The 22,321-nt window shown below is 56.9% G+C and carries 11 protein-coding genes; 7 read left to right on the top strand and 4 right to left on the bottom strand.

Features of this window, described 5'->3' with window-relative positions:
* Positions 1-121: 121 nt before the first annotated feature.
* Together H0248_RS09910 and H0248_RS09905 are read right to left on the bottom strand one after the other, a co-directional pair.
* Complete coding sequence (locus H0248_RS09910) at positions 122-2,083, bottom strand: TonB-dependent receptor domain-containing protein (RefSeq protein ID WP_240345924.1); 1,962 nt, start codon at positions 2,081-2,083, stop codon at positions 122-124.
* A gap of 94 nt (positions 2,084-2,177) precedes the next feature.
* Positions 2,178-3,440: an MFS transporter gene (locus tag H0248_RS09905; protein ID WP_257981547.1), complete on the bottom strand. Its 1,263-nt coding sequence runs from the start codon at positions 3,438-3,440 to the stop codon at positions 2,178-2,180.
* A gap of 331 nt (positions 3,441-3,771) precedes the next feature.
* Between H0248_RS09905 and H0248_RS09900 the strand changes: the two genes are divergently transcribed.
* The 7 genes from H0248_RS09900 to H0248_RS09870 are packed head-to-tail and all read left to right on the top strand — an operon-like array spanning position 3,772 to position 19,886.
* Positions 3,772-4,968, top strand: coding sequence for an isochorismate synthase (locus H0248_RS09900; protein WP_180785811.1), 1,197 nt, complete (start codon positions 3,772-3,774; stop codon positions 4,966-4,968).
* Positions 4,965-6,593 carry a (2,3-dihydroxybenzoyl)adenylate synthase gene (locus H0248_RS09895; protein WP_180785810.1) on the top strand — a complete coding sequence of 543 codons (1,629 nt, stop codon included), beginning with the start codon at positions 4,965-4,967 and terminating at the stop codon, positions 6,591-6,593. Before H0248_RS09900 ends, H0248_RS09895 begins: the two co-directional genes overlap by 4 nt.
* A 26-nt stretch (positions 6,594-6,619) precedes the next feature.
* Positions 6,620-7,495: an isochorismatase gene (locus tag H0248_RS09890; RefSeq protein WP_180785809.1), complete on the top strand. Its 876-nt coding sequence runs from the start codon at positions 6,620-6,622 to the stop codon at positions 7,493-7,495.
* Positions 7,492-10,635 carry a non-ribosomal peptide synthetase gene (locus H0248_RS09885; protein WP_180785808.1) on the top strand — a complete coding sequence of 1,048 codons (3,144 nt, stop codon included), beginning with the start codon at positions 7,492-7,494 and terminating at the stop codon, positions 10,633-10,635. Before H0248_RS09890 ends, H0248_RS09885 begins: the two co-directional genes overlap by 4 nt.
* Positions 10,636-10,640: 5 nt before the next feature.
* Entirely contained in the window at positions 10,641-11,411 is a 771-nt protein-coding gene (gene dhbA / locus H0248_RS09880; RefSeq protein WP_180785807.1) for a 2,3-dihydro-2,3-dihydroxybenzoate dehydrogenase, read from the top strand.
* A 22-nt stretch (positions 11,412-11,433) separates the two neighbouring features.
* Positions 11,434-17,787, top strand: a complete 6,354-nt coding sequence (locus H0248_RS09875; RefSeq protein WP_180785806.1) for a non-ribosomal peptide synthetase — start codon at positions 11,434-11,436, stop codon at positions 17,785-17,787.
* On the top strand, positions 17,784-19,886 hold the full coding sequence (locus H0248_RS09870) for an amino acid adenylation domain-containing protein (protein ID WP_180785805.1): 2,103 nt from the start codon (positions 17,784-17,786) through the stop codon (positions 19,884-19,886). Before H0248_RS09875 ends, H0248_RS09870 begins: the two co-directional genes overlap by 4 nt.
* Positions 19,887-19,966: 80 nt before the next feature.
* On the opposite strand, the gene H0248_RS09865 is transcribed toward H0248_RS09870, so the two are convergent.
* Together H0248_RS09865 and H0248_RS09860 are read right to left on the bottom strand one after the other, a co-directional pair.
* Complete coding sequence (locus H0248_RS09865; RefSeq protein ID WP_180785804.1) at positions 19,967-21,475, bottom strand: TolC family protein; 1,509 nt, start codon at positions 21,473-21,475, stop codon at positions 19,967-19,969.
* A 108-nt stretch (positions 21,476-21,583) separates the two neighbouring features.
* Positions 21,584-22,321: putative Ig domain-containing protein (locus H0248_RS09860; RefSeq protein WP_374705265.1), on the bottom strand; the 738-nt coding region annotated here is incomplete at its 5' end.

Below are 22,321 nucleotides of genomic sequence, written 5' to 3'. Positions count from 1 at the left end.
TCGGTTTGCGCCATCCTTGGCGCAAACGCTTTACTCTTCTATTCCGTTACTCCCGTTTTCATTCGGCAAATAGGTTTGTCAACGGCCTGAAGCCCGCGTTAGCGGGCTAGAGCTATGACCATCAGAACTTATAGCTCACGCCGCCGTATACCGTACGTCCAGACAGAAAATAGTCGTTGTTGGTAGCAACGTAATCCCGTTTTTCGTTGGTCAGGTTAGTGACGCCCAGTTTTAGATCCACGTTTTTAACCGGTGTATAGGTGGCACCGACATCCATGGTATTAAAGCCGCTTGTCTTGCTGGCTTCCTTATCAAACAGATACTGGTTACCCGTGTACTGATAGGACACATAGGCTGATAAGTTATCCAGCGCCTGCCAGTTCAACTGCGTGTTAACCGTATTTTTCGGCGTTTGCTTCAGGCGCATTTTGGTGGTGCGGTCTTCGGCATCCACAATAGTCCAGTTAGTGGTCCAGTTCAGGTCATCTGTTACATCGACCCAGAATGAAGTTTCAATCCCCTGAATTCTTGCCTTATTCACGTTTTCATAGGTGAGGCGCGTTGCGACTCTGTCCCAGGTTTGTACCTGAATCATGTCTTTAATATCGTTATTGAATAGCGTAACGCCCGCGCCAAAGCGTTCGGCTTCATAAGCGGTGCCAATTTCATAGCTGATTGACGTTTCAGGTTTCAGGTCTGGGTTACCTACCGTCTGGCAACGGCCACGGCAGGCCGCGATGGCATAAGATTCTGATGATTGCGCAATGGAAGGTGCTTTAAACGCTTTGCTGACACCACCTTTTACCACCCAGTTGTCAGTTAGACTATAGGTAGCATAAGCGCGTGGGCTGAATTCTGTACCGTATGTCTCATGTCTGTCGATACGTCCGCCGAAGGTTAATGCCAGATCGGCGAGTTTGAACTCATCTTGCAGGAAGAGTGCTCCCTGACTCACGTCAATGGTGCCGTTGGGCAGATTCATGCTGTGTTTTAGTGAGGTCAGACGGTATTCTCCGCCACCGGTCAGTAAATGGTCGCCCAGATAACCAGAGACCTGTCCGTCAACGGTATGGTTGTCCTGTGTAATATCTGCTTTGCCATTATTGAGCTGGGAATTATCCATCAATTCCACATTTTCATAGAAGTAGCGCAGACGCGTATCGGCGTTATCCCAACTTCCGTTGTGCGTTAACCCCAGTCCCAGTCGCTCCATTTTTTGGATGTTACGCACCGCAGCACCATAGTTATTCCAACGTACATCACGGTCGTCCTTGGTATATGTTACGTCAAAATCCAGACTCTGTTGGGAATCAAGCAGCCACGTCAGGTTGCCTATTACGTTGTAGTTGTCACGTTTTTCCAACGCATCAGTATTCTGATTGATCGACTGTTCCGTTTTCCATGCGTCACGTGTTCCGCCATCGGCCAGCAGGCTTCCCAGTAACGTATTCTCTATCAGTGGACCGCTGATATAACCGTTCAGACGATTATGATCTCCGCCGGAACCTTCAGTCGGTGCTTCAAAGTTATAGCCAATTTCACCTTTGAGATCGTTACCTGGTTGTTTCAGAATTACGTTAACAACGCCGCCTAACGCATCAGCACCGTACAGCGAAGACATGGGGCCACGAATGACTTCTACACGTTCGATAGCGGAGATAGGAATCGCACTCAGGTCGAAATCGTTCCCCATATTGCCTGCAAGTGCATCACGAGAATTTACTCGACGACCATTGATCAGCAGTAATGTGTAGTCCGCTTTCATACCACGGATCTTGATTTCGTTACGACCATAGGTAGATGACGGATTGATGTTAATGCCCGGCAGCTTTTTCACCGCGTCGGTAACGTTATTCACCGACATCTTTTCCAGCTCGGCGCGGGTGATGACAGAAACGCTGGCGGGGGCGCTTAGCGTGGTATGTTTCGTCTGTGTTGCCGTCACGACGATTTTTTCATCTGCCGCATTTTCTGCCTGTGCGAGTGCGGGCAGTGCCAGTAACCCCGTCACCAGCAGGGCGCGATACACCTTGCTGTGTGGGAAATGATGATATGAAAAACGACTTTCTGATTTTAGCTGCATGTCAAAAACCCCATCAAAGAGTGGAAAAATATCCCCGTAAATAACGTGTGGTGTTGCGTATATTGCCGACCCACTCGTACGTGAATCGATCGGTTTATTGCCCTGTAGCCTGTGCCGTTTGGCGTGCGGCCATCTTTCGGCTACGTTCAGCCAACTGCGGAATCAGGCGCAGGGTCAGCAGCATGGCGGCCAGCGCAAATACGGCGCTGGCGATAGCAAGTTGTGAGAAGCCGTCAATTTTTCCCTCGGCAGAGGTGCTCAGATAAGCGGCAGAAGCGACGCTGGCAAGCCCCGACGCCACGTTGGCTGCGGTTCCCTGATAGGACATAAACGCGGCGCGCTGATGCGGCAGCGGAATACCTGCGGTAATCGCCAGCGTGCTGCTGGAGCGGGCTGCGCTGAGCGCCATGAACAGGGTGAACACCAGATACAGGGAAAGTGAAAAAGGCAAAACGAAACCGCAGAGAATCACAGCAGCCAGCAGCAGAGTCGTCACTACGATTGTCCGGCTGGCATAGCCGCGATCCAGCAGATTGCCGCACAGCTGCATGGTCACCATACTTGCCAGCCCGCCGCAGAGATAGAGCAGGGAAATATCATCCCGTGGGAACGCCAAGTTGAACTGAAAGTAGTTGGAAAAATGGGGGATCAGCAGGAAATGACCGAACATTTGCAGCGAAATTACCGTCAGCCCCAGCAGGAAAAGGGGGGACGCTAACAGGTCATGCAATACCGAAGCGGGCGTTGTCGTGGGTGACGAACCTTGCTGAACCCGATGCGTCGGCGGCATGGAAGGAAAAAACCACAGCACTAACAGCGCCAGTAGCAGGCCGCCGAGGCCGAAAATATAAAACGGTGCTTGCCAGTTAATACGGTGAGCCAGCTCCAGCGACAGCGGCATGATGACAATCGCCGCGAGCGAAAAGCTCATGCCGACATAGGCTAACTGCTTTCCACGTTCGTTGGCCGGCACAATATCGACAACCGCCGCCATCAACACGCCAGAGGCCGGCCCGGCCACGCAGCCCGCCAGAATAAACAGCAGTAAAAGATGAGTTTGGCTGGTGGCAAACATGCAGGCGGCCGTCAGGCCGAAGCGCAGGGTTAGCAGCACGATCAGAGCATGTTTACGGTTAAATCTGTCCAGATAGGGAGCGGCGAGGAAGCCGACGATGGCAGAAGCAAACGTTGCGCCGCCGCTAATGTAGCCGATGTTCTTGGCATCCATGGACAGCGCGCTGATGAAATCGGGGCCTAACGGCATCACCATCATCAGGCTACCGAGGGAAAGCATGTTAATGAGCAACGCCAGATGCACAACGGATCGGGTGTGCGGGCGGTACATGCTTTCATCCATGACAGGCTCACATTTAGACACAGTTAGTAAAATATTTGCGCAGTTTAGCGCAGCTTAATTTCCTTGACAATAAATGATAAGTATTTTCATTATCATTTGTGATGTAAGTTTTATAATCAATACATTCCTGTTGTTAATCATTATCCATTCTGAAACATACACAAAAAAATTGATTAACATCAATTTAACCCCTAATTACTGGGAGTGAATAACCATTTTGTGGAAGGATTGACCGAACACGTTACTTCAGTGTAATTTAACTGCGCTTGATATAAATGATAATGATTTTAATAATCATTGGTATTTAATTTGCGAGCGCAGGAGCTGTCTTGTGGATACACTGATTACAGAAACTGAAGCATCTAGCGGACTCACCTATTCGGAACAGACCGCTTTTTTATATGCATCGGAACACCGAAGCCTGTCTACTTCTGGCTTATTTGAACGTATTTCTTCCCCTGTTTGTGTTCCGGGCTCGCACGATGACAGGCTAAGCCCTGCCATCGCGCAGGCATTCCAGCGAGCGCGTCAGGCAGGGCAGTCGCTGCCTATTGTGGTGGGGGCGATTCCCTTTGATACCACGCAACCGTCTTGTCTCTATATCCCTGATAGCTATACCGTTACGACGAAATCTGAACTCGTCAGCCGTGCCCGTAAGCACACGTCGGCGAGCCCTACCGCGTTAACGTTAAACAGCGTCCCAGACGAATATCAGTTCAAGTCCATCGTGGCAGAGGCCGTTGAGCGCTTCCGCCGTAGTGAACTGAGCAAAGCGGTGCTGTCACGCATTCTGGATATTGAGCTGGCGAGCCCCGTTAAGGCGCAAACGATCCTCAATAACCTGATGGTGCAGAACGCCGGTGGGTACCACTTCTCACTGCCGCTGCCGGATGGTTCGGTATTGCTGGGTGCAAGCCCGGAACTGCTGCTGCGTAAGCAGGGGAATGTCATTGTCTCTAATCCGCTGGCGGGATCGGCGCGACGAATGAACGATAAACATCTGGATTACCTGAACAGCCAGCGCCTGCTGAAATCGGGTAAAGACAAGCACGAGCACAAGCTGGTGGTGGACGACATCCGCCAACGCCTGATGCCGCTGTGCGCGTCGTTAACGATTCCATCGGTTCCTTCGCTGATGCACACCGCTTCCATGTGGCACCTGTCTACCGCTATCCGCGGTGAACTGGCGAACCCAGAGATGACGGCGCTTCAGGTCGCCTGCCAGCTCCATCCGACCCCCGCACTGTGCGGCTTCCCCACGCAGGAAGCGCGCCAGTTGATCGCCGAGCTGGAACCGCACGATCGTGGCGTATTCAGCGGCATCGTCGGCTGGTGTGATGCCAACGGCGATGGTGAATGGGCGATAGCGATTCGCTGCGGCACCATCAAACACAACAACGTCCGCCTGTTTGCCGGTGCGGGCATTGTTGAGGCGTCCGTCCCCGAGGATGAATGGGCTGAAACCGCCGCCAAATTAAACACGATGCTGAATGCGTTTGGGCTTAACTCAGGTGTGGATGGACTATGAGCATTGAATTTACGCCCTGGCCAGAGGAACTGGCGCAGCGTTATCGCGACAAGGGATACTGGATCGGTCTGCCGCTAACGGATGCCTGGGAGCGCCATCTGGCCACGCAGCCTGACGCCGTTGCGGTGGTGTGCGGCGAGCGGCAATGGAGCTATCGCGAGCTGGATCGGCAATCTTCCGCACTGGCATCACGCCTGACGGAAAGCGGCTTGCGCTGCGGCGACACCGCGCTGGTGCAGTTACCGAACGTGGCCGAATTTTACCTGACCTTTTTTGCGTTGCTGAAAATGGGTGTCGCGCCGGTTAACGCGCTGTTCAGCCATAACAAGCTGGAGCTGCTGTCGTACGCCACGCAGATCGAACCGCGCTTACTGATCGCCTCGGCTGAACATCCGCTATTTGGCAACGGTGAGTTTCTGGATCGGCTACAGACGCAGGTTCCCCGCCTGCAAACGGTGGTGATGCTCGGCGACAGCCCGCTGGGGCACAGCCTGTCAGACTGGTTGCAGCCGTGTGCGTCGACCAGTCAGTATCAGCCTTCTGCATCGGGGCAGGTCGCTTTCTTCCAGCTTTCTGGCGGCAGTACCGGTACGCCGAAGCTGATTCCCCGTACCCATGACGATTATTACTACAGCGTGCGCCGCAGCGTGGAAATTTGTGAGCTGACGCCACAAACCCGCTATCTGTGCGCGTTGCCTGCTCCACATAACTTCCCGTTAAGCTCGCCCGGTTCGCTCGGCGTGTTTTACGCCGGTGGACGCGTCGTGCTGGCGCCCGATCCGGGGGCGATGACTTGTTTCCCGCTGATCGAACGCCATCAGATCGATATTACCTCGCTGGTGCCGCCCGCTGCCGCGTTGTGGATTCAGGCGGCCGAACAGTTTGGTGGCGCGCTGCGTAGCCTGAAGATCTTGCAGGTGGGTGGGGCGAAGCTGAGTGAAACCGTCGCCCGTCGTATTCCGGCGGTGTTGGGCTGTCAGCTACAGCAAGTGCTCGGCATGGCGGAAGGGCTGGTGAATTACACCCGACTGGATGACAGCGACGAGCACACTTTCACGACGCAAGGCTATCCGATGAGCCCGGACGATGAAGTGAAAGTGCTGGATATCGACGGCAATCCGGTGCCGAGAGGCGAGGCGGGGCTGCTGGCGACGCGCGGCCCGTATACCTTCCGCGGCTATTACCGCAGCCCGGAACACAATGCCCGCGCCTTCGACAGTGAAGGCTTCTACCACTCGGGCGATGTGGTGCAGATGACCGAAGAGGGCTATTTGCGCGTGGTCGGGCGGGAGAAAGATCAGATTAACCGAGGCGGTGAAAAGATTGCCGCGGAAGAGATCGAAAACCTGCTGCTCAAGCATGACGGCATTCTCCATGCCGCGCTGGTGTCCATGCCCGATCCGGTCATGGGCGAAAAGAGCTGCGCTTTTCTGGTGGTCAGCGATCCCGCGCTGAAAGCCATCACGTTAAGAAAATATCTTCGCAATCAGGGTATTGCTGAATTCAAACTGCCGGACCGCTTCGAGATGATCGACACTTTGCCCGTTACGCCGGTCGGCAAGATTGATAAGAAATCACTCCGTCAGCGCATCCAGACCCAACTTAGCACTCAAAACCGAACTTAGTATTCAAAACAAATAAGGATTTTGTGATGGCAATCCCTTCTATTGCTTCTTATCCCCTGCCGCGCGCACAGGATTTCCCTGAGAGCACGGTTTCTTGGGCGTTTGAACCTGAGCGCGCGGTGCTGCTGATTCACGACATGCAGGACTATTTCGTGAACTTCTATGGCGCGGACAGCCCGCTGGCGCAGCAGTTGGTCGAGAACATCGTGGCGTTGCGAACCTACTGCAAAGCACAGGGGATTCCAGTGGTGTATACGGCGCAGCCGAACGCACAAAGCGCGGCCGACCGGGCGCTGCTGAACGACATGTGGGGCGCAGGGCTGAATAATCATCCTGAAAAACAGCGTGTCGTGAGTGCGCTGGCACCGGATGAGCACGACACGGTGCTGGTGAAGTGGCGCTACAGCGCATTCCACCGCTCACCGCTGGAACCGATGATGAAAGAGATGGGTAAAGATCAACTGATTATTTGCGGCGTTTACGCACATATCGGCTGCATGATTACTGCAACGGATGCCTTCATGCGCGACATCAAGCCGTTCATGGTCGGCGATGCAGTGGCGGATTTCTCACTTCAGGAACACCAGATGGCGCTGAAATATGTGGCGACGCGCGCCGGACGGGTGGTTAGCACGGCAGAACTCACAGGAGCAAAAATGGCACAGGCACTGACGAAACAAGGACTGAGAGCACATCTGCTGACTTTGATCGACGAAGAAGAAGATCAGTTCGATGAAGATGAAAACCTGATCGACTACGGTCTGGATTCGGTGCGGATGATGTCGCTGCTGACCGAATGGCGTAATCAGGGTGTTACGCTGAGCTTTGTCGATCTGGCGCGTAACCCTAGTCTGAATGCCTGGTGGGCGCTGATCGAAAAACAGCAGGGAGCTGCATCATGAAGCCCTTGAGCGTTGCGCAGCGTGGGCTGTGGTTAGGCCATGCTCTGAACGATGATAAGGCGACGTTCAACACGGCAGAGTGCATTGCGTTTGATGGCAAGGTCGATATTGAAGCCATGCTGAGTGCGATCCGTCAGGCGGTCATGGAGTGCGAGTGCCTGTACTGCCAGTTTGTTGAGGTCGAGGGTGAACATACCGACCAGCCGGAAATCGGCTTTGTGGCTTCACAACTACCGGTGCCGATTGGCGTGCTGCCGATTATTGAACTGTTGCCTGCGCCGATGAAGGATGAAGAGCAGACGATACGCCAGTGGGCGCGTGAGGAAATCGCCCAGCCGCTGGATCTGCTGAACGGATTACCCTGCCGTTTTGCGCTGCTGTGCGGTGAAAAACGTGATTTTCTCTACAGCTGCGTGCACCACATTGCGCTGGACGGCTTTGGCACGACGATGCTGTTTCAACGCATCGCCCAGATCTATACCGCGCTGACGGCGAGGCAACCCGTGGCGGTGGCGGAGTTCGGCCCGTTCAGCGAGGTACTGGAAGAAGAACAGCAGCGCGATGCAAGTGGGCAGACGGCGCAGGCGCGCGATTTCTGGCTGGAAACACTGAACGCGATGCCGGAACCGGCCAGTTTCAGCGAGAAGAAAGCACCGATTGCGGCGCGTTTTTTGCGCCAGAGCAGCGTGTTGCCGACGGATATCTGGCAGCCGCTGACCGCGCTGTGTGAAGGCAATAAAATCAGCTGGCCGGATCTGTTTCTGGCGATGCTGGCGACGCACCTCAAGCTGGTGTCCGGCAGCGACAGACTGACGTTCGGCATGATGGTGATGAACCGCATCGGCTCCGCCTCGCTGACGGTGCCGAGCATGCAGATGAATATCGTGCCGCTGTGCATTCAGGTCGATGAGCAGGCGGACTTTGTCACACTGGCACAGCAGGTTGCCCGCACCAAACGCACGCTGCGTCGTCATCAGCATTATCGCTATGAGCATTTACGGCGCGATCTGAACCGCGTCGGCGGTGAACAGCGGCTCTTCGGCCCGCTGATCAATATCATGCCGTTCGATCATCCGCTCAGTTACGGATCGCTGTCGTCCAGCACGCTGAATCTCAGCGCCGGACCGGTAGAAGATCTGACGATCGAGATCCACTTCAAACCCGATGGCACACCGGTATTGGATTTTGATGCCAACCCGGCCTGTTACAGCGCAGAAGCGCTTGCCAGCCTGCAGGAAACGCTGTTCACGCTGCTTCAACGCTGGCTGGCACAGCCGCAGCAGACCAGCGGCGAGCTGTTGGGACGCTGGCTGCGTGAAGAGCGCGAACTGGCACTGATCACCAGCCGCGAACCTGAACCTTTTGTCGAACCGGTTCTGACGGCGATTGCCAAGCAGGCGCGTAAAAACCCGCATCATCCAGCGCTGACGCAGCGCGACCGGCAGTACAGCTACCAGCAGTTGCTGGATCTGAGCGGTCAGGCCGCTGCGGCGCTGCATGAGCGCGGCGTTCAGCCCGGTGAACGCATCGGCATCATGCTGAACCGCAGCCCGGAAACCATCATTTGCCTGCTGGCCGTGATGCAGTGCGGCGCGGTGTATGTGCCGCTCGATCCTGAACAACCGCACGAACGTCAGCAGCACATCATACAGATTGCCGGGCTGCGTACGATTGTGACGCAGGCCGACTACCAGCATCGGCTGGCATCGGTCTTCTCCGGCGAGATCGTTCTGGCGGGGCATCTTCTGTCATCCAGCGCACAGGCTGCCGCGCTGCCGCCGGTGGAAGCGAGAGACGGACAGATTGCCTATGTCATGTTCACCTCGGGTTCGACCGGATTGCCGAAGGGCGTGGAGATCGGCGCTGACGCGTTAGATCACTTCACGGCGGCGGCACGCCAGCGCTACGGCCTGCGTGCGGCGGATCGCGTGCTGCAATTTGCCCCGTTCAATTTCGATGCCAGCATTGAAGAAATTTTTGCCACGCTGACCAGCGGTGCGACATTGGTGCTGCGCACCGACGAGATGCTGGAATCGATTCCGACCTTTGTCGAACAGGTAGAAGAACAGGCGATTACGCTGCTCGATCTGCCGACCGCATTTTGGAACGAATGGGTAGTGGGGCTGAAAACCGGCACGCTGACCATGCCTGCCGCACTGCGCGCCATCATCATTGGTGGTGAAGCGGTATACCCCGAACAGCTGGCGCAGTGGCAACGCCATGCACCGAACACGCTGCGTTTAATCAACACCTATGGGCCAACAGAAACCACGGTGGTGGCGACCAGTTGCGATCTGCAAACGCAGTCTGCCGATGTGTCGCAGCTTCCTATCGGTCTGCCGCTGGCGGGGGTCAACGCGCTGATTCTGGCAGCGGGCGACCGCCCTGCGGCAGAAGGGGAACTGGTGCTGCTGGGGCCAACGCTGGCGGCGGGTTACATCGGTACAGAACACACGGCGTTTACGCAAATAGCGGTGGGCGATCGGGATCTTCCGGCTTACCGCACGGGCGACAGAGTCCGGCTGGAAAAAGGACAGTTGCTGTACCTCGGACGCATGGACAACGAATTCAAAATCAGCGGCTACCGGATTCAGCCAGGGGAAGTCGAAGCCCATCTGCTGGCGCAGCCGGACGTTGATGAAGCCTGCGTACAGGGGATTGTTTACCCCAACGGTGTGCGGCGTCTGGTGGCATTTGTCGCCACGAAAGCCGGAGAGATTGATGCGCGTGCGCTGAAACAGCGTCTGGGCAGCGTACTGCCGCCAGCAATGATCCCGACCGATTATCGCGCCTTCCGCCAGTTGCCGAAAACCGGCTCCAACAAGGTCGATCGCAAGCGTCTATTAGCGGAATACCGCGACGAAGCACCGGCGCAGGCGTTAGCCAGCGAAACCGAGAATCGGGTTAGCGCCATCTGGCAGCAGATCCTCGGCGTGTCGGGGATCCAATCGCGGGATAACTTCTTCGAACTGGGCGGACAGTCGTTGCAGACCATCCAGATCGTCAACCGTCTGGCCGCTGAATTTTCCGTCAGCATCAAGGTGTCTGATGTGTTCGATCATCCCCAGCTCAGCGACTTCTGCCGCTATCTCGACGACAGGCTGTCACAGGATGAAAACAGCGTGGAAATGGTGTGGTAGGGAAAATGATGAACAAGGCACAACCTCTTCAGTTTGATTTCAGCGGCCAGACCGTCTGGGTCACCGGTGCGGCGAGCGGCATTGGCGAAAGCATTGCCCGCCAGTTTGTCGCACTGGGCGCGAACGTGATCGGCTTCGACCGCGCATTTCGACATTACGATCATCCGTTTACTTGCGTGACGCTGGATATCAGCGAACCGGACAGCGTAGCGGCGGTCTGTCGCCAGCAGTTAGCAGAAACAGGGCTCGACGTTTTTGTTAATGCTGCCGGGATTCTGCGCTTGGGCGACATCGACGCGCTGAGCGTGGACGACTGGCACCAGTGCATTAACGTCAACGCCTCCGGTGCGTTTTACCTGCTGAACGCACTGGTTCCGCATTTCAAGCAGCAGCGCCGTGGCGCGATTGTCTGCGTGGGCTCCAATGCTGCGCATGTCCCCCGTCTACAGATGGCGGCGTACTGCGCTTCAAAAGCGGCGCTCACCAGCCTGTCTCACTGTGCCGGTCTGGAGCTGGCACCTTACGGCGTGCGCTGCAATCTGGTATCGCCGGGCTCGACGGATACGCCGATGCAGCGCGGCATGTGGCACAGCGCCGATGCCGAGCAGCGCACTATCGCGGGCTTTCCTGACCAGTACAAACTGGGGATTCCGCTGGGCAAGATTGCTCAGCCGGAAGAGATTGCCAATACCGTGGTTTTTCTGGCTTCCGATCTGGCCAGCCACATCATCATGCAGGACGTGGTGGTGGATGGCGGGGCAACGCTGACGGCCTGATTTGCTGAGAGAGTGACAAGTCATGAAAGATATCGTAACGCTGTTAAAGCAGTTGGAACGGCAGGGCGTTCGTCTGGCGTTGAATCCACAGGGGCAGTTGATTTCGCAGTCCAACAAAGACGCGATCACGGCAGACATCGGGCGCACGATTAAGGAAAGCAAAGACGCCATTGTGCGCTGCCTGACGGCGCAGCAGGCGTTTGAGCGCCCCATCACGCCGCAAAATGCCACGTCTGGCCCGCTGTCGTCATCGCAAAGCGGACTGTGGTTTATCGAACAGTACGAAGAGCAGTCACACCTCTACAATATGCCGGTCTATTTTCGCCTGACCGGCACGCTGGATGTGGCTGCGCTGGAGTTTGCCTTTGACGCGCTGGCGCAGCGCCATGCCAGTCTGCGCACCCGCTTTGTGGTCAATGAACAGGGCAAGGGTGAACAGCGTATCGATGCCTATCAACCGTTTGTGATACAGCATGATGACTTCTCACTGCTGCCGGAAGCCGAGCGGGAAGCGCGCTTGCAGCAGCAGGTAAAAGCGGAAATCAGTCGCCCGTTCGATCTCACGGCGGGCGATCTCACCCGCGTGCGGCTGGTGAAAATGAGCGAGCGGGTGCATGTTCTGATGATCACCCAGCACCATATTATTTCCGACGGCTGGTCGGTGAAGAATATGTTTGCGGACTTCAAACCGGCTTTTCTGGCCTGTCAAAACCGCCAGCCTCATCCCGTCGAGCCGACGCAGCTTAACTATATTGACTACGCACATTGGTTCAATTCCGCCTCGTTTCTGGATTACCACAACGAGTTCAAACCGTTCTGGGTTGAGCGGCTGACGGGGATCCCTGAGGTGCACAGCCTGCCGCTGGATAAACCGCGTCCGGCACACCAGAACAGCGGTGGTGAGGTGATCTTCTCCGCGATCAACAACGATCTGTGGGATAAATTCAAACGCCTGTGCCAGCGCTACAACACGTCTAATTTTATCGGCTTGCATGCGGTGTTTTCCCTGATGCTGGCGCGGATCAGCGGCGAGAAAGATATCGTCATTGGTTCACCGCTGGCCTACCGCGAGCGGCCGGATATCGAAGATGTCGTCGGCTTCTTCGTTAACACCATCGTGCTGCGCACCCAGTTGCAGGATCAACAGAGCTTTGTCGATTACCTGCAATACTGCCGTGAGCAGGATCTGTCAGCGTTCGATCATCAACTCTATCGTTTTGAAGCGCTGAGCGAGGCGATCGGTTCCGATCGCACCACGGCGATCAACCCGATCTTCCAGGTGATGCTGGTGTATCAGGCCAAAGTGGATTTCAACGATCTGATCCCCGGCTGTGATGCGGCGGAGGAAACCTCGCCGGTGCTGCCAGCTAAAACGGATATTTCGGTCAAGGTGACGGAGCTGATGGGCGAGGTGCGGTTGGACTGGCTGTTTGCCACTGCGCTGTTTGAGCGTCAGACGATCCAGTATTACGCCGACCGCTTTATCCGGCTGATTGAGGCCGTGGTGGAGGCACCGGAAACCGACGTCTGGCATCTGCCGCTGATGGAAGCGGAGCGCTTTGCCTCCGTGCTGGCGGAGAGTCAGCAGCTACCGCGTAGCTATCCGCAGCCGCAGCTGACGGTAACCGACGTGATTGAAGCCATCGCCCAGCGCGATCCCCAGCAGCTGGCGATAGCTTTTGACGGCGAACAGCGCACCAATACGCTGACGTATGGAGAACTGAACAGGCAGTCGAATCAGCTGGCGCACTGGCTGCACCGTCAGGGGCTGGGCGAACAGTCGCTGGTTGGCGTGCTGGCGAAGCGCGATCGCTATTTTGTCATTGCGCTGCTGGCCGTCTGGAAAGCGGGTGCTGCCTATGTGCCGTTGGATCCTGACTATCCGCCGGAGCGGCTGCGTCACATCATTACCGATGCCAATCTTGCTGTCATTCTCGGCGGTGATGGGCAACAGCTGGCACAGTGGTCTGCCGAACAGTGCATCGATCTGACCGATCCTACAGTTGTCGCGCAGTGGCACGATCTGCCGGGCGATGAACCGCCAGCCATTCCGCGCCATGCACAGCAACTGGCACAGGTGATCTACACCTCGGGATCGACCGGTCTGCCGAAGGGCGTGATGATCGAACACGGTTCGCTGATCAATCTGCTGGACGATCATCGCGATCGCATCGCGTTCACGCCGCAAAGCACCATGTTCAACTGCATGTCGCTCTCTTTTGATGCCGGTAACATGACGACGCTGTTGCCGCTGAGCAGCGGTGGCACGCTGGCGTTTGGCGAACCCAACGATCGGGCGATTGTGCAGGCGGAACAGGCGGGTGCGACGCACCTGATCCTGCCGACGGCGCTGATGTCGATTCTCGATCCACAGCACGTTAACGGCATTCAGGCCATTGGCATGGGCGGTGAAGCCTGTCCGAACGCCGTGGTGGAAAACTGGGCCGATAAGGTCGCGCTGTACAACATGTACGGGCCGACGGAGTGTACCGTCACCGCGTTGAGCTCCCGCCTGCGTAAAGGCCAGCCTGTGACCATCGGGAAACCCATCACCCATATTCAGGCGTTGATTCTGGACGCAGCAGGACAGCTGTGTCCGGCGGGCGTGCCGGGTGAATTGTGTCTTGCGGGACTTGGGCTGGCGCGCGGTTACCTCAATCAGCCGCAGATGACCGCCAGCCGCTTTGAACACATCACGCTGAATGACGTGAACAACACCGAACAGAGCACGGCGACGCTGCGTATTTATCGCACGGGTGATAAGGCCAGACTGCTGAACAACGGCGACTATGAATACTGTGGCCGTATTGATGAGCAGATTAAGCTGCGCGGCTACCGCATTGAACTGGGTGAAATTGAGGCACAGCTGGCGGCGGTATGTCCGTCGCTGAAGCAGGTGAAAGTCGTCGTGGCACAGGTCGGGAACCGTCCGGCGCTGGTCGCTTATGGCACGGTGAAAGCGGGCTGCGGCACACCGGAACCTGCCGCGGTGCTGATTGATGTCGCGAAGCACCTGCCGGAATACATGGTGCCTTTCCGACTGATTCTGCTGGAAGACATGCCGCTGACGCCGAACGGCAAACTCGATACGAAACAGCTGCCGCCAGTGCTGGAGACAAGGGAAGGCGACGGTGAAGCCGATAATCCGCTGGAAGCGGACGTACTGGCGATTTGGCGCAGCGTGCTGAATACGCCGCTGGGCGTTGAGGATGATTTCTTCCGCTTAGGCGGAGATTCCATCCTTAGTATTCAACTGACGACGCGCTTGCGCAGTGCGGGCTATGTCTGCACGGTGAAAGACGTTTTCGAAGCAAAAAGCGTGCGGCGTTTGTGTCGCGTGCTGGCACAGAATGATCGTGATACAGGTGTTGTGGCGGAGCAGGGCACGCTGGAAGGCGAATTCGCGCTGCTGCCGATTCAGCGCTGGTTTATGGAACAGCCGCTGGCACGTCCTGAGCACTGGAATCAGGCGGCGATGATCCAACTGCCGGACGTGGATACCGAACGTCTTACCACGATGTTGCAGGCGCTGATGGCGCAACATGACGCGTTGCGTCTGGCCTGTGATGCGGACGGGCAACGCTATCTGATGGATGTGCCTTGCCCTACATTGCAGACGCTGGATTATCGCCAGCTCGGTGACGACGGCCTGCAACAGGCGTTTACCGCATTGCAGAGTGAATTCGATCCCGCGCAGGGAAGGACGATGACCGCCGCACTGGTACGCCACCATCCGCAGGCGGACACAGCTGTGTTCCTCGCTTTCCACCATCTGGTGATTGATGCCGTGTCCTGGCGCATTTTGGTCGACGATCTGGAGCGGCTGTACCTCGGTGAACCGCTGCTGTCGAAAACGTCGAGCTATCGCCAGTGGGGCTCGGCGCTGCAAAACTACGCCACGCAGCATGCGGAACAACTGACGTACTGGCAGGCGCAGGAAGACGGCGTGGATCAGATGGCGCTGATGGCGGCGAAAGATCCGCAGGGCCTGGCCAGCGCTGCGATTTTGACGCTGGACGCGGAAACCACAGGCCAACTGGTGAGCGAGGCCAATCGTGCCTTTAATACCGACGTCAGCGATCTGCTGCTGGCGGCACTGACCCGCACGCTCAACGATCTCGGCTGGGGCGACAAAGCTCGCATCATGCTGGAAGGGCATGGTCGCGAGGCGATTGATCCGACGCTGGATGTCAGCCGCACGGTGGGGTGGTTTACCAGCACCTATCCGGTGTGTCTGCAAGATCGGTCCGACTGGGCTTCCCTGATTAAATCCAGCAAGGAACAGCTGCGTCAGGTGCCGGATAAAGGCGTCGGGTTTAACTCGCTGCGTTACCATCACCCGCAGGGCGGTTCGCTGACGCTGTCGCCGATTGTGTTCAACTATCTCGGGCTGTCGGTTCAGGCGACTGGCGTGTGGCGTCCGGTGGATGTCGCTCCAGGAGGCTGCGTTTCGCCGGAGAATAAACCGGCGGAGATTATCAGCCTTCACGGCGGTATTGCAGGCGGACAGCTGACGCTGCGTCAGGTGGGTTGCCTCAACCAGCGCGACAGCGAACGCCTGATGACGCGACTGACCGAGAATCTGCGTGCGCTGACGGCAGCCTGTCTGGCACAGCTACGTCACGGCACCGCTTTTACCCCCAGCGACTTCCCAGCGGTGACGCTGAGCCAGACGCAGCTCGACAGCCTGTCGCAGCGTTATGACATCGATACGCTGTTGCCGCTGTCATCGCTCCAGCAGTCGATGCTGTATCACCGTCTGCGCTGTCCGCAGGACGATGCTTATCATCTGCAAACGCCGATTCGCTATGCGCAGGCGCTGGACGTGGAAGGCTATCGTCGGGCATGGCAGCGTCAGATTCAGCGTTTCCCGGCGCTACGTGCCGCGCTGGAAAGCGAGTATGCCAGCGTGCAGGTGATTGTGACGCAGGCAGACCTGCCTTTCTACTATCAGGATGTGGCGCAGGAGGCCGATCCACTGGCTGTCATCGAACGCTATCGCCAGCAGGATTTACGCACCGGATTTAACTTGTCGCAACCGCCGCTGTTGCGTATTGCCTGTTTCCGTTTGGGTGAGCAGGATTATCGGGTGCTCCTGAACTGTCATCACAGCGTGATTGATGGCTGGAGCGGCCCGCAGCTGCTGGGCGCGGTACACCGTGATTATCAGATGTTGATGCACAGTGAAACATTTATGCACGGCGAAACATCCGCGATTCAGGTGGATCGCGCTTATGTGGATTATGCGCGGCATGCCGTGGCGCAGCAGTCCGCCGTTGAGGCTTTCTGGCAGCAGCGGCAGCCGCTGCTGGCGCAGACGAACGATGTCGCGATGCTGTTTGCGGCGGCGGGGAAACGCGCCGATCTCAGCCAACATCTGACACAGGTTGAACCGCAGGTCACCGGCGTTAGCCTGAACGAGCAGGATCAGGCTGCACTCATCGCCTTTGCCCGCGAGGTGGGCGTTACGCACAGCATTATTGCGCAATATGCCTGGCACCGGCTGCTGGCGCGGTCGACCGGCGATGCGGTCAGTATTGTCGGGAATGTGCTGTCGGGCAGAGAAAGTCCGGTGGAGGACGTGGCGAGCAGTGTGGGTCTGTACATCAATAGCCTGCCGCTGGCGCTGAGCTGGCAGCAGCCGGTATCGTTGCAACAGCATTTGGTGCAGTTGCAGAATGAGCTGATGGCGATGAATCAGCATGCCACACAGTCGCTGATTGCCCTGACGGCCGGACGCTCGCGTCTGTTCAACAGCCTGTTTATTTATGAAAACTATCCTATTTATGAAAAGCAGCCTGGTACGAAAGCAGAACAGGGCCAACGCGCTGACGATCCGCATCGGCTATCTCCCGAGTTCTCAGCCGCCTATGAAAAAGTCGAGATGCCGCTGAATCTGGTGGTGCGTGAGCAGGCGGGTTGCATGCTGCTGCGCTTCGAGTTTGACGCCGATGTGCTGGACAGTGCGCAGGCGCGTCGGGTGCTGATGCGCTGGCATGACGAAGTGGTCGCGCTGATCAATAGCGCGCCGCAGCAGCCAGCCGAGATTATCGGGCATGAGAAAGCGACAGGCTCGGTGGTTGCGCAGAAAACGGTGGCAGATAGCGGTATTAGCCAGCCGGATACGCCATCAGCCCAGTCGCTGTTGCGCGTGTGGGCGCAAACGCTACATCTCAATGAATCCGGCCTCTGGTCGCAGACGCTGTGTGAAAGCGGCGTCGATTCGCTCCAGCGTATTGCGCTGGCACAGGCATTGAGCTGGGCGTTAGCGCAGTCGGTGAGTGTGGCGCTTTTACAGCGCTACCCGTCACCGCAGGCGCTGAGCGGGTATCTGGCACAGTCGAGGGCTACCGCCAATGAGGAAACGCTGTCATGACAGGGAACGATGAAGCAGTGGGGACTCCGCTGGCGGATATCCAACAGCCCACGGCCTTCGGGCAGCGGGCGGGGGCCGCGCACGGTGAACAGCGGCACAGCAGTGAATTGGTTAAGCACTATCCCACGTCGCTGGTGAGCGCGGCGTGGAGCTGGCTGCTGTACAAATACAGCGGTGAAGAGCAGGTGTGTGCGGCGCTCGTCACGGGCGATCTTCCTGACAGCGTAAGGCCGCTGATCGTGCATTTTCAACAGCGCGATCGTCTCGTCAGTGAGTGGATCACCGCCGTGGGATCGTCGTGCGATCCGCAGTCTGCGCCAGAGATTCCGGCCGCAGATAGCCAGCATGCGCTGTTTAGCAGCCTGCTGATCGTGGGGGAGAGGGCATCGTTACCTGCCGTAGCTCAGAATGTGGCGCTCATCGTGCAGGTTCAGCACGATCGGGTCATTCTGACCGCGCCTGATGGGCAGTTCGACAATCGGCAGCTACAGCGTATTGCCTGCGATCTCACGCAGCTACTTGATGGCCTGCTGACACAGCGCTGGGAGCGGCTGGCGCAGATTCGCCTCAGTCCGCTGGTGGCACCGCTACCGCACAGGGCGACGACGCTCGCGTTGCACGATGAACTGCTGGCGCGTCTTACTGAGGAAGCGCGTCAGGATCGTGTGGCGATCGCCTTCCAAGAACGCGAAATTCGCTATCGGGAACTGCTGCAGCGCGTGGCGCTGATTCAGCAGGCGCTGGCGGCGAAAGGGGTGACGGCTGGTCAGCGAGTGGGGCTGCACCTTAGCCGTCAGCCTGACACCGTAGCGGCGCTGCTGGCCTGCCTGTTTTCTCAGGTGACGTTTGTACCGCTGGAGCCGGATTTTCCGGGAGAGCGTCTACAGGCGATTCAGCAGGAAGCGGCGCTGGCAGCGGTCTTACAGGACGGCTATACCGGCGGTTCGCTGGCGTTTGACTGTCCGATACTGAACCTGTGTGATTTACAGTATGCCGCCAGCGATTCCACGGCGAGCGTACAGTTGGCGCGGACCGGTGGGCCGGAAACCGCGGCCTACATGATGTTTACCTCCGGTTCGACGGGGAAACCAAAGGGCGTGGTGATTGGTCAGCGGGCGCTGCAAACCTTTATCCATGCCAGCGTAGATCGGCTGGCGTTAACGGATCACGCCAACTGGTTGCTGATTACCACGCTGGCGTTTGATATCTCCATGCTGGAAGTGTTTGCGCCGCTGTGGGTTGGCGGCGTGCAGCATCTGACTACGCATGAGGAATACAAAGATCCGCAGGCGGTCGCGGCGTATTTGCAGGCTAGGCCTGAGATCAACGTATTGCAGGCCACGCCCGCGTTTTGGCGCATGATGTTCAAGGCGGGCTGGCAGGGTAAACTCGATCTGGTGGCGCTGTGCGGCGGTGAAGCGCTGGATCTGCGACTGGCGCAGCGTCTGGTCAGCCGTTGTAAGACGCTGTGGAACTGCTATGGACCAACCGAAGCGACAATTTGGTCGCAGATGGCGCAGATTGATGGCGCCGAGTTGGAGAATCAGCACACGGTCGCGCTGGGTAACACGCTGGCGGGCTATCAGCATCTGGTGATCGATGACGATCGTCATCCGCTGTCGGAAGGGATGGTTGGCGAACTGTGCATTCTCGGTGAAGCGCTGAGCAGCGGGTACTGGCAGCGTAACGATCTGACGCAGGATCGTTTTATTCAGCAGGCGGAGTCTGGACAGCGAATGTACCGCACCGGCGATAAAGTCCGGCTGCTGGCGGACGATCGTTATCAGTATCTGGGTCGCTTTGACGATCAGGTGAAATTACGGGGATTTCGCATCGAGTTAGGGGAGATCGAGGCGCAATTGAAGCGGATCGAGCAGGTGCAGGATGCGGCCGTCAAACTTCAGGGTGAAGGGGATGAGGCGGTACTGGTCGGCTACGTGGAATATAAATCCGGCTCGGAGATGACTAAACTGGCGTTGCGTAAACAGCTGCATCAATTCTTACCGGCTTACATGGTGCCGGGACGCATTGTGGTGCTCGACAAGCTGCCCAAAACTGGCAGCGGTAAGGTCGATCGCAAGCGCCTGACGGACATCTGAAAATTATAAAGGGCAGCATCGCTGCCCTTTATCGATCGCGTAAAGAATGACGGTGGCAATACGCGATTGCCACACTGCGATCAGAACGATTGTAAGGTACTGATTTTACCCTGTTGCCAGTTGGTGTCAGATTGACGCAGTGCCTGGCTGATATCTGTAAGCCTATCGGATGGCAGTGATTTTGGTAGCAAGTCCAGTCCGATCGTCGAGAATATCTGGCCGTAAGTATTGCGTAGTTCTGCGTAAGCCAGATCCTGACGCAAACTGGCGTTGAGGGCGTTTAACTCACCTTGAATCAACTGCAATTCACCAATACTGTTAGCCTTATAGCGGTTTCTCAGCTGTTCGACGATTTTAGTGTCAAGATTACGTAATTCTGAACTGGTTTTATATTGTCGCTGCGCCTCATTGAAGTTGGCTCGAGCGATGTACAACTGTGCCATAATTGCCAGTGACATCGCCTGACGCTGCATTTCTGACACGGATTCGTTAGCCTGAGCGGCTTTACGTGCGGCTGGGCCAGACAACAGATTGAACAGGTTCCAGGTGGCTTTTACGCCGACGTCAGCCCAGCTGTTGTTGACCAGGAAGGAGTTGCTGTCATAGTGGCCGCCTGCGCTGATTTCCACGCCGGGCAGCATACGCAGCAGCGCTTTGCGGGTTTCTGCAGCATGAATTCTTACCTGATAATCCTGCTCGCGCAGCTCTGGGCGACTGACCAGCGCCGCTTCTTCCAGCACCCTTACATCGACATTCAACTGCGGTACGGTCTCGTCACTGTTTTGTGGCAACGCGAGCTTGTAGGACGTATCCAATGGCAGATTCATCAAGGTTGCCAGCTCAGTCTTGGCGAGCGACAGTGCGCGACGCTGTTCTTCCAACTGGCGTGTGGCATCGATCAGCGCGCGTTGATAGCTCAGCGCTTCAATGGGATCGCCAATCTGCTGTGACGACATGTGCTCACTCGCGTCGCGCGCCGTGTTGACGCGGGCGATCAGGCCATCAATCTGTCCCAACAAGCGTTCGGCTGCTACGGCACGCCAGTAGGCGGAGCGTACGTCTTGCAGGATGGTATGCACGACTTTGCGCTTACGCTCTTCGGCAATCCAGCGTTGATCTGACTTTTGCTGGGCGGTCACGTAGCTGACGCCAAAGTCGAGCACGTTCCACACCATGGTCAGATCGGCCACATCGCGATCGCGATCTTGTGAGGTGGACGGTTCAAGAGAGGTACGTCCCGTTTCTACGCTGCGGCTGCTGGAGGCACTCATATTATTACGCCCCACGTAGCCTGCCGATGCGGCGATCTTGGGCAGCATATCGTAACGTGCCAGTTCCAGTTGCTGCTGACTCAGTGCATATTCCATCACTTTTAAGCGTGATTCGAGGTTGTATTTCAGTGCACGCGCCATGGCATCATACAGCGTGATCGGTGCTGTTACCGGTTCTTGCTGGCTGAACATGGTGACTCGGTCCTGCTGGCTGCGCTGCCCGCTTTCAATCTTGCTGATCGGCTGGGTGGTTACGGCACAGCCGCTGGCGGCTAGCACGATGGCGCTAAGGCTAAATAGTTTCCGACCCTTTAACACGATTCCGCTCCTCGTTATTGTCATCATTACCACTGTTATTTTTGTGATGGTTTTAGTTGTTTTTGCGATCGTCTTGCGTATCGCCAGTTGCTGTGCTGTTGCACAGGGTTATCCTTGCTGCTGACTACTTTCCTGCAATGCTTGCTCAATAACCGCCAGACGTTGCAGTTCCGAGTCACCTATCTGTTGTAATTGCTGATGCAGCGAAGGCGTAAATGCCACTGAGCGTCCTGTGCTGTCATCCGTGCTATTCATTGCGCTACTCGCCCTATCGAGCGGAATGTCTTTCCAACTGCCACCGGAGAAGACCTCCATTGGCGTCAGTGAAGGCAGGTAGATCCCCGAGAACGCACTGGCCAGCGATGAGGTACCGCCTAAAGCGGGATCTTTGCTGAAGCTAGGGAAAGAACCTAGCGTGCTGTCGAAATTAACGCCAATACCGCTGGTTACGCCACGTCCGAAAGTGCCCGCTACCTGGCTAGTTGGGAGGGTACCTCCCTCAGTGTTCTGGCGTCCGGTAGCAAAAATGGCAGACATTACAGATTTCGGTGCACCGTCATTACCCACGGTAAGACCGCCGAGTGACGGATTGGTAATCAGACCACCTAACGTCGGCTCTGCTATCGCAGCATCCTGCGTGGACAGCTGGCGTGTATCGCTGGCTGACGGCGTCCGGCCAATACCGTCGTTGGCTTTAAATTGGGGATCGCCGCCCACAATGCTGCGTGTCACCGTCAGGCCAAAGCTGGTGCTAATTGAGGTATTGCTGCCGTCAGTGGCCGTTACCCGGATCACCAGCGTACTAACATCACCATTGCCTGGCGTACCGGAGAAGGTGCCGGTGGC

It is taken from the genome of Pectobacterium brasiliense, from assembly GCF_013449685.1.
Classification (GTDB): domain Bacteria; phylum Pseudomonadota; class Gammaproteobacteria; order Enterobacterales; family Enterobacteriaceae; genus Pectobacterium; species Pectobacterium brasiliense_A.
The sequence above is the reverse complement of the archived record's forward strand: the minus strand, read 5'-3'. Positions and strand labels throughout refer to the sequence as shown.

Coding starts and splice junctions, on each gene's coding strand:
- H0248_RS09910 (WP_240345924.1), bottom strand. CDS start 2,083: ATGCAGCTAAAATCAGAAAGTCGTTTTTCATATCATCATTTCCCACAC.
- H0248_RS09905 (WP_257981547.1), bottom strand. CDS start 3,440: ATGGATGAAAGCATGTACCGCCCGCACACCCGATCCGTTGTGCATCTG.
- H0248_RS09895 (WP_180785810.1), top strand. CDS start 4,965: ATGAGCATTGAATTTACGCCCTGGCCAGAGGAACTGGCGCAGCGTTAT.
- H0248_RS09890 (WP_180785809.1), top strand. CDS start 6,620: ATGGCAATCCCTTCTATTGCTTCTTATCCCCTGCCGCGCGCACAGGAT.
- H0248_RS09885 (WP_180785808.1), top strand. CDS start 7,492: ATGAAGCCCTTGAGCGTTGCGCAGCGTGGGCTGTGGTTAGGCCATGCT.
- dhbA (WP_180785807.1), top strand. CDS start 10,641: ATGATGAACAAGGCACAACCTCTTCAGTTTGATTTCAGCGGCCAGACC.
- H0248_RS09875 (WP_180785806.1), top strand. CDS start 11,434: ATGAAAGATATCGTAACGCTGTTAAAGCAGTTGGAACGGCAGGGCGTT.
- H0248_RS09870 (WP_180785805.1), top strand. CDS start 17,784: ATGACAGGGAACGATGAAGCAGTGGGGACTCCGCTGGCGGATATCCAA.